This is a genomic window from Bacillus sp. JJ864 (assembly GCF_036963045.1).
Classification (GTDB): domain Bacteria; phylum Bacillota; class Bacilli; order Bacillales; family Bacillaceae_G; genus Bacillus_A; species Bacillus_A pseudomycoides_C.
The window spans coordinates 12620-23931 of record NZ_JBALLY010000103.1 but is presented as its reverse complement, the minus strand read 5'-3'; the positions used below and the strand labels follow the sequence as shown (position 1 = coordinate 23931).

The window sequence follows — 11312 nt, the reverse complement described above, 5'->3', positions numbered from 1 at the left end:
GAGTAAATGCTTTATATGCTGGTTCACAACAAATCACAGGAGGCCTAGGTCAATTTGTAGATCCAAAAGGAGAATTACAAACGAATTTAGGTAAGTTATTAAATGGTTCTCAGCAAATCACAGGAGGCCTAGGTCAATTCGTAGATCCAAAAGGAGATTTCCAAAGTGGGCTAACTAGTTTAAAAGACGGTTCTGGAAAAATAACAGACGGTTCAAAAGAACTAGCAACAAAACTTGGCGAAGGTGCTGAGAAAACAAGTGAAACAAAAGGTGACGAGAACAAATATGATATGTTCGCTAGTCCGGTGAAAGTGAAAACTGAGAAAGTGGCAGAAGTTCCAAACTACGGAACAGGCTTTACACCGTACTTCTTATCTCTTGGTTTATTCGTTGGGGCACTGTTATTATCTATCGTGTTCCCATTACGTGAAACAGTAGGGGTACCGAAATCAGGATTTAGCTGGTTTATTAGTAAATTTGGTGTCCTACTTGCTGTTGGTATCATTCAAGCACTTGTGGCAGATGCAGTATTACTGCTTTGGTTAGGTGTTGAAGTACAAAGTGTTCCATATTTCATATTGTTTAGTATCATTACAAGCTTATCTTTTATTGCGTTAGTTCAATTTTTAGTAACGACTTTCGGCGATGCAGGGCGCTTTGTTGCGATCTTGACATTGATTTTACAATTAACAACAAGTGCAGGTACATTCCCACTTGAGTTAATTCCGAAACCGCTGCAAATCTTTAACGCATGGTTCCCAATGACATATTCTGTATCAGGATTTAAAGCGGTTGTTTCAAGCGGAGACTTCAGCTTTATGTGGCAAAGCGCAGGCATTTTAATGATCTTTATTGTTCTGTTATCACTTGGAACAATTGGTACATTAACTTGGATGCATAAGCGTCAATATGGAAAGTTTTCTGAAGCAGAATAATTGATAAATCCTAAAGGCTTGTAGCCTTTAGGATTTTTTATTTTATGGAAAGTGAGTTGTATCTATATAAATACAAATTAAAAAATCGACATAAAAGACCTCTTTCTTTTTAGGCGGGCGAGAGCATCTGGCCATGCATAGAAACGGTCAAGGCCTTTTCCTGCCACATGCAAGGTTTAAAACAAAAGGAGAAAGCAAGTAGCGGTCATGTTGTATTCTACATAGCAACGACTTATATGTCGAAAATTTAAAATGGATATATAGCATACATGTTATCTCTTTGTTAATATGTATGATTACTAGGTATGAGATGATCTTATATAAGGGAATTTGCAAGACAGTTCAGCCTATCATGCACTGCTCTTTCATGTGAAAAGGATGCTTCGAACTGAAAAAAGTGTTCCTCTTTCCAAGACTTGTTTCATCAAATTTCTTTGTTTATGAAAATTCCCCTTGGATTGTATCCAAAGGGAATGGAATTACATTATGGGCGATAAAATTTTACATGCTTATCATTGCGATCAAACCAACCTTTAAATGCCCAGTTAATCCATCCACCATCTCCTTCATTGGTGAATTCACCGTCTTCAAACACCCATATGCCGTAAATTGTTCCATTATAATTTGTTGAACCATAAAATTTAACTCCTCTAAATTGTTCAACATACCCTTGATTTAAATTAAAAACCATTACATTATATCGCTGACCTGCTGAGTAAAAAGTTGATTCCATTACATTTTTTACAAATCCGGAACGGTTAGCGTTAGCATTGACAGCATCTCTAATTCTATCAGCGATACCTAGGACATCAACATTAACATTTAAATTAGCGCTAGCTGCAAGTTTTAAACTAGTATTCTGTTGATTTTCCATAGATAAATGAAATGTCTCATTAAAAGCAACTTTTTCTTGGTTGTAGTTAGTAATAGATTTTTCTTCTGCGCTAACGTGAGGGATAGAAATTGTACTTAATCCGATAGCACCTGCGAATGCGATTCCTGCAAATTTTTTCAGTTTACTCATGTTAAAGACCTCCTGTATTTTGAAAATGTTATTTCAACTTGATTTTATCTTCCAAAATTTTGTGCTTGAAGTAGTGATATTTAATTCACATAGTTACATTTTTGAAAGTTTCTTTTATCTCAAGGATTTTTGATATTCGGTTTTTGTTGATAAAAAAATGACAGATAATTTTTTATTATATGATGCTATTTTTTTCTTTCGCTGTTTTCGTAAGAATTGTTACGATCTTGACCATACTGATAAAAGGTTGACTTTCAACTATATACATCCATTTTCATTTTTCGATGACCGCTACTGGCTTTCTCCTTTGTTTTGTTTTGTTTTAAACCTCGCATGTGGCAGGAAAGGGCCTTGACCGCTTCTATGCATGGCCAGATGCTCTCGTCTCCCCAAAAGGAAAGGAGTTTTTATGTCGTTTTTTAACTTATATACATAGTAAATTGGATTCAAAGGAGGGTTAACATGAAAGATGAATTAAGTATAAATATCTATTTAGATGAAACGGATACTCCGTTTTCAAGATATTATAGCCCAGATGATGTTCACCTAAGCTCTGACCTTGAAGATTTTCTTTTGTCAAAGCTGCACAGTGGCAAAAGAAGAGACATAGAAATATCTTTTTTCGGTCAGAATGATTTTGACGAAAAGTCATTGAAGACTGCCACATTGAATACTTTTTCTAATCTCTTGGATGAAGAGGAATATATATATGCTAGAAATGTCAAAAAGGCTATTGCTTTGTTTGTGGTTGGTATTATCGTTGGGGTGTTATACTTGAAGCTTTCAAGCAGTCATGCCTATATTGCAGGAGTATTAAGCATTGTGTGTTGGGTTTTTATTTGGTCAGGTACAGAGGTTTATTTTTTTGAAAATCAGCAAATCAAACAAACTATCAGGAAATGCAAAAATATTCTAAATGCGAATGTGCGCAAAAAATAAAATTTCAGTAAATATTTACATTCGCGAAGCTGATTTCCGGATTCTATCTTGTGCATTTATTTGGATTGTTGTTTAAAGTTGGAAATCGTGATGAAGATTAATATCGCTATAGTTCATATAATAAATAAGACCTCGATTTGATCCGAGGTCTTATTTTTATCGCAAAAAACAACAATTTATGAGAAAAGCCTTTTCTTTTTACGAGAACGATGTATACCGTAACTAACAAGGATAAGTGTGAAAATGAGCCAAGCAAATGGTGCATATTTTTCGAAGAGTGTTTTCATTTTCATATTTTTTGTGATTTCTTCTTTCGTTTTTCCTACTATAATTTCAGAACCATTATAGCCTTCAAGTGTGTTTCCTTTTTTAACTCCAAAAATGAGAGCTACCGTGTTATTTTCAATCCCGTGATAGCGATAGCCTTTACTATGTATCGTTAATTGTGTATCGTCTTTTTTTAATGTGTAATCCTCAGTTGTCGTAACGTCTTGTGAAGAAAGTGGAATCGGCTCGATTGCCAAGCGAACTTCTTTTTCTTTTAGAGTAGGAAGTGACTCACCATTTACAGAAAGGTGCGCAGGAATATGCTTTTCTGTATCTGTAGTTTTCCAACTTGCTTTTTTTCTTCTATAAGATTTTTTTTCGAGTAAGGCAAATTCTTTATTTACTTTTGTTTCATCTGTAACTGGCTGTTCAGCCGTGATGTTCCCCTTTAATAGGATTACACCGTCTTTCGCTGTTTGAAAGGAGGTTACTTCTTTTGTTTCTTTTAATTTGTTTACAGCATCATTATAATGTTCCTTTCCAAAAAGTGAAGAGATTGTTTGTACAGTTAAGAATATGTATAAGATTACTAGTACGATGATGCCCTTTTTCACGATTGTTCCCCCTGAAAATAATTTGAATAACCTTTGTATCTATTATTTTACAGAAAAACATAAATCAGGAACAATTCCTGATTATTACATTAACCTTACAAAATTGTAAGGTTTGGTTTTCGGAGTGTGGGAATGCGGATGTGCTTTGTACTTGTTTTTTCATTTTGTTTTAAACCTTGATGAGCGTTAAGGCACTCTCGTATATAGGCGCTTTGTCAGTATATGAATTCATTTTCATTTTTCGACATCTAGATTGCGGCTATGCAGAAGAAAAGGAACCTGCACTTGCTTTCTCCCTTTGTTTTACATTGCATGTGGCAGGCAAGGGTACTGACCGCTTCTATGTATGGCCAGATGCTCTCGCCCACCGAAAAAGAATAGTTTTATGTCGGTTTTTATATTTGGATTTATATAGAAAGTGATATATAACTTTTATTTTTCAACATAGGAGACTAGAATAAAAACAGATGATATGATTAACAATCGTATATGAAGATGGAGATGAAAGAATGAAAAAAACAATTTCTGATATCGCTCAAATAGCGGGGGTTGCAAAGAGTACAGTTTCTCGCTATTTGAATGGCGGTTCTGTTAGTGATGTGACAAAAGAGAAAATTAAGCGTGCGATTCAAGAAACAGGATATGTTCCAAATACGTTTGCTCAAAGTTTAAAGGCAAAGAAAACAAATATTATTGGTACAATCGTACCACGTTTGGATTCCTATGCTTCATCGTTAACATTAATCGGCATTGATGAGCAGTTGAAAGAACTAAATTATCAAATGTTAATATCCAATTCCAACCAAGATTTAGAACGAGAAATTGAAAGCATTTATACATTGGCAAATCAAAAAGTTGCAGGAATTATTGTATTGGCTACTCAAGTTACAGATCAGCATATAGAAGCTTTTCGCAAAATTGATATACCAGTATTACTTGTTGGACAACAGCATAATGAAGTGTACAGTTTCATTCATGATGATTACGGGGCGGCTTATCATATAGGAGAATATATCCATACAAAGGGACATAGAAGAATCGGTTATTTAGGTGTAACAGAACATGACATTGCAGTTGGTGTAAACCGAAAGCAGGGGTTTAAAAAAGCAATAGATACAAAAGAGGATTGTGAAGTGAAATATTATGAAACAAGTTTTAATATCGAAGACGCGATTCAAACAGCATCGGAGATTATCGAAGAATTTCATCCTTCTATTTTAGTGTGTGCAACAGATAACATTGCCCTCGGTGCATTAAAGGCGGCATATATGAAAGGTTTACGAGTACCTGAAGATGTATCTATTACTGGGTTTGGTGGATATCAAGTGACAGGAGTGATTCATCCCACTTTAACCACTGTGAAATTTTATTACAAGGAAGTTGGACAAGGGGCAGCTAGAAATATTGTAAAGCTCATAAATGAAGAAGAGATAGAGAAAATTTCAATATCAAAATATGAAATAATTGAAAGAGAAAGCGTTGACAATATATAAAAGCAGTCATATAATCTAATTGAAACCGGTTCCAAAGGGCTGGTTTTTCATTAACTTACATTTGGAACCGGTTCCAAAAAATACTATAATAAAGGGGGAGCATTATGAACTACAATCAAATCGCAAAAGAAATTTTGGAAGCAATTGGCGGTAAAGAGAATGTTTCAGCAGCAGCACACTGTTCAACCCGCTTACGTTTAGTGTTACATGATGAAGGAAAAGTTGATCAAAAGAAACTTGATAGTATGGATACGGTGAAGGGAACTTTTTCTACGGGTGGACAGTTTCAAGTTATTATTGGTTCAGGAACTGTAAACGAAGTGTATAAAGAATTGGCGAAATTAACAGAGCTTTCTGAGATGTCTACAAAAGATGTGAAAGCTGCTGGAACAAAGAAATTAAATCCGCTACAACAATTTGTGAAAATGCTTTCAGATATTTTCGTTCCTATTATTCCAGCTATCGTAGCTGGCGGATTATTAATGGGGATTAATAATCTATTAACAGCAAAAGATTTATTTATTGCAGGGAAATCATTAGTAGAAGCAAATCCTCAAATAACAGATTTAGCAGCACTTATTAATACATTTGCAAATGCAGCATTCGTATTCTTACCAATTTTAATTGGTTTCTCGGCAACACAACGATTTGGAGGGAATCCTTATCTTGGAGCAGCTCTAGGCATGTTAATGGTCCATCCTGATTTATTGAATGGATATGGATATGGAGCAGCTTTGCTAGCTGATAAAGTACCCGCTTGGCATATATTTGGTATAAGTATTGAAAAAGTAGGATATCAAGGTACAGTATTACCAGTTCTTGTGTCATCATTTATTCTAGCAAAATTAGAAACATATTTACGAAGAGTAATTCCAACAGCACTTGATAATCTTCTTACACCTTTATTAACGATTTTTATTACAGGTTTATTAACATTTACAGCAGTAGGGCCAATTACACGTTATGCGGGAAATCTGTTAACAGATGGAATCGTTTGGTTATACGATACAACTGGATTTATTGGTGGCGGGATCTTTGGGCTCCTTTATGCACCAATAGTGATTACAGGTATGCATCATAGTTTTATTGCAGTCGAAACGCAATTACTAGCTGATGTTGCAAAAACAGGCGGTTCATTTATATTCGCAATTGCAACAATGTCTAACGTTGCCCAAGGTGCAGCAACGCTTGCAGTCTTCCTTATTACACGAGATAAAAAAGTGAAAGGTGTTGCGTCAGCAGCGGGAATTTCAGCACTTTTAGGTATTACAGAGCCAGCGATGTTTGGGGTCAATTTAAAACTAAGATATCCGTTTATAGGAGCTATTATAGGTTCAGGAGTTGCATCTGCTTTTATAACTTTTTACAAGGTAAAAGCAATTTCATTAGGAGCTGCTGGTTTACCTGGTATTATTTCAATTAGACCAGACTGCATTATTCCTTATGTAATCGGAATGGTAATTTCCTTTATCATTGCTTTTGCAGTAACGATTATTTTAGCAAAAAGAACAGAAAAGAAGGGAAGCAACTCTTCTCAAAAAGAGGCAGCTTAATTAATGGTAACGAATAGAGGAGGATGATTTCATTCTCCTCTATATTATTAAGGGAGTTTGATAGAAATGGTATGGACAAGGAAACAGCGTTATCGCCGGATTGAGGAGGTAAGCTCAGAAGAAATTCAGAAATTACAAGCAAGAGTAAATAATTGTTCTTGGCGGCAAACGTTTCATATACAGCCAGAAACGGGTTTGCTAAATGATCCGAACGGATTTTCTTATTATAATGGTGAATACCATTTGTTTTACCAATGGTTCCCGCTTGGCCCTGTGCATGGTTTAAAGTATTGGTATCATACGAAATCAAAAGATCTTGTTCATTGGGAAAATGTAGGTATAGGGATTGAACCAACAAATGATTATGACAGTCACGGCGCTTATTCTGGAAGTGCAATTGAGCATGAAGGGAAATTGTATTTATTTTATACCGGCAATACTCGTGATGAAAAATGGGTGAGAAAACCTTATCAATGTATTGCGATCATGGATGAAACAGGAAACATTAAAAAGTTAGAACAGCCGGTCATTCATGAAGTTCCAAATGGGTATACAGACCATTTTCGCGATCCGAAGGTTTGGAAAAAAGACAATATGTTTTATGCGGTTATTGGAGCGCAGCGAGAAGATGAAACAGGATGTGTAGTATTATATCAATCTCCTGATTTACTACATTGGAACTATGAAGGAGAATTGCAAACAAGTTTGAAATATTTCGGTTATATGTGGGAATGCCCAGATTATTTCGAGTTACATGACAGAGGAGTTCTCCTTTTTTCCCCGCAAGGTCTAAAACCTAAAGGAGATCACTATCACAACATTTATCAATCTGGATATATTCTTGGAGACAAGCTGGATGTGAAACAATTATCCATGTCTCATGGTTTCTTCCAGGAGCTGGACAGAGGATTTGATTTTTATGCTCCTCAAACAATGGTGAATTCAGAAGGGCGGAGTATTTTAGTTGGGTGGATGGGATTGCCGGAAATAAGTTATCCAACTGATAAAAACGATTGGGCGCATTGTTTGACGATACCAAGAGAATTACTTGTTCGAGGAGACAAGCTTATTCAACGTCCAATAAAGGAACTTCAAGCACTTCGTAAACAGCAATATAAAATAAAAGATACGATTCGCAGTGAACAGAAAATGTATGATGGATTTACGGGAACAGCATATGAGATGATTTGTGAGTTAAAAAATGAGAGTGCAACTGAATATGGAATTGCATTTCGAGTGAGTGAAAATGAGAGAACAGTAATTAAGTATGATGCTGTGGAGAGGAAAGTAATACTAGATCGTACACATTCAGGAGAAGCTGTGGGAGAATCTTATGGAACAAAGAGAAAATGTTCAGTAGATGCACAAACGATTAAGTTCCATTTATTTGTAGATACATCTTCTGTTGAGATTTTTATAAATGATGGAGAAGAGGTATTTACCAGTCGTATATTTCCAAGAACCGACAGCAAAGAAATTTATTTTTTTGCGGAAGAAGGAAGTGTATCCTTCCAAGCAACAAAATGGGATTATGAATAAGAAGAGGTGGAATGTATGAAGAGCTTATATGCAATCGGGGAAGTTTTAATTGATTTCATTCCTATTCAAAAAGGAAAGGCTTTAAAAGATGTAGTAGAGTTTCAACGAGTTCCTGGAGGAGCACCTGCGAATGTAGCAGCTGCAGTTGCAAAGTACGGAGGAAAGTCATATATGCTTACAAAGTTAGGAACTGATGCATTTGGTGATTTCCTTTTAGAACAATTACAAGAAGTGGGCGTAAATACAGACAAGGTTACAAGAACGAACGAAGCCAATACAGGCCTAGCTTTCGTCTCGTTACGCGAAGATGGAGAACGTGATTTTTCCTTTTATCGCAATCCTTCGGCAGATTTGTTGTTTCATGAAAATGAGGTAGATGAAAGATGGTTCGAAAAAGGTGATATTCTTCATTTTTGTTCTGTCGATTTAGTAGAAAGCCCGATGAAATATGCGCATATGAAGGCGATCCGCTCTGCGAAAGCAAAAGGTGGGATTATCAGCTTCGACCCTAACGTACGTCTCCCACTTTGGAAACATGCGGAGGATTGTAGAAAAACAATATTGGAATTTATTCCGCTTGCACATATTGTTAAAATTTCAGATGAAGAGCTGGAGTTTATTACGGGCATTTCTGATCCAAAAGAGGCGATTGAGTCCTTGTTTGTAGGAGATGTAAAAGTTGTAGTTTATACAAAAGGAGCGCAAGGTGCTTCATTATATATGAAGGATAAACAGTATCAATCCAAGGGGTATCGTGTTGTAGTGCAGGATACAACAGGTGCAGGAGACGCATTTATTGGCGGTTTCTTATATAAATTGTTAGAGAAAAACGTAAGGCAACAAAATATAGAAGAGGTGCTTCATATGCATTGGCAGGAGATATTAACATTTGCAAACGCAAGCGGGGCTCTTACTACAACAGGAAAAGGAGCGATATCTTCTATTCCTGTAAAAGAAGATATCTACAAGCTGCTTCAAGGATGAGCTAAATTCATTAGTGGGGATTTTCTTCCCACTATCTTTATTCTTCTTAAGACGATGTATGCACTTACAAGGATAAGTACAAAACTTAGTAACTACTCAGCTATTCTTTGTTTTAAAACTTTGCGCGTGGCAGGAAAAGGTCCTGATCGCTACTATACATAGCCAGTCCCTCTCGACCACTTAAAAAAATGCTTTTCTATCGGTTTTTCATAGAGTGACTGAGTAGTTACATTCTTTCTACGCAAGAAAAATGAGAAAGGATGACGTTTTGTATGAATTTCTTCATCGGGTTAGTAGAACTTCTTGAAATGATTTAATATAACTTGTGCTCCCAACCAACATAGACAGCTAATAACTAATACAGCTATACTCCAGTTTAGTAGATTTGGTAATGATAAGATTCTATCATTAAAAAGATAAATATTTGTAAAAGGCAGAAAGCTTCCTTTAGTTAATATTTGTGTACTTACATATAAAATAATTATTCCAAGTGACCAGCCTGAGTTAGTAGTCATTACCATACTAAGAAATCCTAAACCTGAAAAGAAAAACGATTCTATACTTAACTGATATAATAAAGAAAAAAATATGTTATTCTCAATTTGATATTGTATAGTAAAAATGACACTAGCAATTAACAAAACGTATATTAAGAAAAATATGCTTAATCTAATAAATCCCAAATTCCATCTCGAAACAGGATAACTGAGAATAGATTCTGTTCCTTCTTCTTCAAGAATATCTTGTAATAAGAAAATGCTCCACCAAGCTGAAAAAGCAGGGATTGTATATTCCAAAACTGGGATTATCATATGAAGATTACTCTCAACAGTTGAATTATAATAAAATATAAAAATAAATATTAATAGAGGAGCATAAGCCACAAAACCCATTGATTTCCAATCAAATAACAAATTCAATCTACATTTCATGTGATTGCTTCTTTACCAAATATAAAAATCCATCCTCAAGAGTTGGTGTACACGGATATGCATGTTGAGGGGGAGTATTAGCCAAAAAACGTATTTTATATCCATTATTTTGTTTATAGCTTGAAATAACATTTAACTCTTCGGATAAATCATAAAAATCTTTATCTTCGGCATGAATCTCCCATACTACATTCTTTGCAAAATTTGCAATTTGTTCAATGCTACCAAATGATAAAAGTTTCCCTTTTCCTAAAATACCAACTTTCTCGCAAGTTGCTTCGATATCTTCAACAATATGACTAGAGATAATAACTATCGAGTCTCTTCCTAGTTGTCTAAGATATTTACGAAATCTAACTCTTTCTTCAGGATCAAGCCCTGCAGTTGGTTCATCCACAATTAGCAGCTTAGGCTGTCCTAACATGGCTTGTGCAATACCCACTCTTCTTACCATTCCTCCTGATAACTGTCCAATTTTTTTTGATTGTTGTTCGATCAGGTTTACGTTCTTTAATAACTCATCAACTTGTTTTTCTTTGTTATATTTAATTCCTTTTAAAGTTGCTATGTGTAGTAACGCTTCACGTACCTTTATATGTTTATAAAGGGAAAATTTTTGTGGTAAATATCCAATAATATTTCTTACTTTTTGAACTTCGTTCCAATTAATGTTTCCTAAAGTTATCTCTCCTTTTGTCGGAGGTGTAAGCGTTGTTAAAATTCGCATCAATGTTGTTTTCCCTGCACCATTTGGCCCAAGTAATCCGAAAATACCATTAGAAAGTTCTAAAGATAATCCTTCTAGCGCTATTTTATTTCCATAATTTTTAGATATATTATCAACTAACAATTTATTCATTTTTATTCATCCTTTTTTCACTTTTAATAATCAAATTTTGTATATCATTAAAAGTAATATTTTGGGTGCTGTTTAATTCTTTTAACCAATCTTGAAAGAAACTACGAAGAATCAATGTGTTTTGAGCATTATTTTCTATAAATTTTAGTAGTTCTTCTAAAATTTTCAATTCT

11 protein-coding genes are annotated in these 11312 nt (G+C 35.0%); 6 read left to right on the top strand and 5 right to left on the bottom strand.

Annotated elements, in window-relative coordinates; translation table 11 throughout:
- Positions 1 to 935, top strand: a 935-nt coding sequence (locus V7024_RS16345) for a YhgE/Pip family protein (RefSeq protein ID WP_335521814.1), incomplete at its 5' end; no start/stop codon positions are given.
- 484 nt (positions 936 to 1419) lie between these two features.
- Here V7024_RS16345 and V7024_RS16340 read toward each other — a convergent pair.
- Positions 1420 to 1959: a hypothetical protein gene (locus V7024_RS16340; RefSeq protein ID WP_335521812.1), complete on the bottom strand. Its 540-nt coding sequence runs from the start codon at positions 1957 to 1959 to the stop codon at positions 1420 to 1422.
- 462 nt (positions 1960 to 2421) lie between these two features.
- Between V7024_RS16340 and V7024_RS16335 the strand changes: the two genes are divergently transcribed.
- Entirely contained in the window at positions 2422 to 2898 is a 477-nt protein-coding gene (locus V7024_RS16335) for a hypothetical protein (RefSeq protein WP_335521811.1), read from the top strand.
- Positions 2899 to 3074: 176 nt separating this feature from the next.
- Here the strand turns inward: V7024_RS16335 and V7024_RS16330 are convergent, their stop codons facing one another.
- Positions 3075 to 3779 (bottom strand): hypothetical protein, encoded by a 705-nt coding sequence (locus V7024_RS16330; RefSeq protein ID WP_335521809.1) that lies wholly within the window; start codon positions 3777 to 3779, stop codon positions 3075 to 3077.
- A gap of 509 nt (positions 3780 to 4288) precedes the next feature.
- Here V7024_RS16330 and V7024_RS16325 point away from each other — a divergent pair.
- The 4 genes from V7024_RS16325 to V7024_RS16310 all read left to right on the top strand — a co-directional run bounded on the left by V7024_RS16325 (position 4289) and on the right by V7024_RS16310 (position 9348).
- A complete protein-coding gene (locus V7024_RS16325; RefSeq protein WP_335521807.1) occupies positions 4289 to 5272 on the top strand; it encodes a LacI family DNA-binding transcriptional regulator in 984 nt (327 codons plus the stop codon).
- Between the two features lie 104 nt (positions 5273 to 5376).
- Entirely contained in the window at positions 5377 to 6825 is a 1449-nt protein-coding gene (locus V7024_RS16320; RefSeq protein ID WP_335521805.1) for a sucrose-specific PTS transporter subunit IIBC, read from the top strand.
- Positions 6826 to 6891: 66 nt separating this feature from the next.
- Positions 6892 to 8364, top strand: coding sequence for a glycoside hydrolase family 32 protein (locus V7024_RS16315; RefSeq protein WP_335521802.1), 1473 nt, complete (start codon positions 6892 to 6894; stop codon positions 8362 to 8364).
- Positions 8365 to 8379: 15 nt separating this feature from the next.
- The gene (locus tag V7024_RS16310; RefSeq protein WP_335521800.1) at positions 8380 to 9348 is read left to right on the top strand and encodes a carbohydrate kinase family protein; all 969 of its coding nucleotides are present in this window, start codon (positions 8380 to 8382) and stop codon (positions 9346 to 9348) included.
- A gap of 290 nt (positions 9349 to 9638) precedes the next feature.
- Here the strand turns inward: V7024_RS16310 and V7024_RS16305 are convergent, their stop codons facing one another.
- From V7024_RS16305 to V7024_RS16295, 3 genes are all read right to left on the bottom strand, one after another.
- Positions 9639 to 10280 carry a hypothetical protein gene (locus V7024_RS16305; protein WP_335521798.1) on the bottom strand — a complete coding sequence of 214 codons (642 nt, stop codon included), beginning with the start codon at positions 10278 to 10280 and terminating at the stop codon, positions 9639 to 9641.
- Complete coding sequence (locus V7024_RS16300) at positions 10270 to 11139, bottom strand: ABC transporter ATP-binding protein (protein WP_335521796.1); 870 nt, start codon at positions 11137 to 11139, stop codon at positions 10270 to 10272. Before V7024_RS16300 ends, V7024_RS16305 begins: the two co-directional genes overlap by 11 nt.
- Positions 11132 to 11312, bottom strand: a 181-nt coding sequence (locus V7024_RS16295; RefSeq protein WP_335521795.1) for a hypothetical protein, incomplete at its 5' end; no start/stop codon positions are given. The genes V7024_RS16295 and V7024_RS16300, both read right to left, overlap by 8 nt.

Coding starts and splice junctions, on each gene's coding strand:
- V7024_RS16335 (WP_335521811.1), top strand. CDS start 2,422: ATGAAAGATGAATTAAGTATAAATATCTATTTAGATGAAACGGATACT.
- V7024_RS16300 (WP_335521796.1), bottom strand. CDS start 11,139: ATGAATAAATTGTTAGTTGATAATATATCTAAAAATTATGGAAATAAA.
- V7024_RS16325 (WP_335521807.1), top strand. CDS start 4,289: ATGAAAAAAACAATTTCTGATATCGCTCAAATAGCGGGGGTTGCAAAG.
- V7024_RS16320 (WP_335521805.1), top strand. CDS start 5,377: ATGAACTACAATCAAATCGCAAAAGAAATTTTGGAAGCAATTGGCGGT.
- V7024_RS16340 (WP_335521812.1), bottom strand. CDS start 1,959: ATGAGTAAACTGAAAAAATTTGCAGGAATCGCATTCGCAGGTGCTATC.
- V7024_RS16315 (WP_335521802.1), top strand. CDS start 6,892: ATGGTATGGACAAGGAAACAGCGTTATCGCCGGATTGAGGAGGTAAGC.
- V7024_RS16305 (WP_335521798.1), bottom strand. CDS start 10,280: ATGAAATGTAGATTGAATTTGTTATTTGATTGGAAATCAATGGGTTTT.
- V7024_RS16310 (WP_335521800.1), top strand. CDS start 8,380: ATGAAGAGCTTATATGCAATCGGGGAAGTTTTAATTGATTTCATTCCT.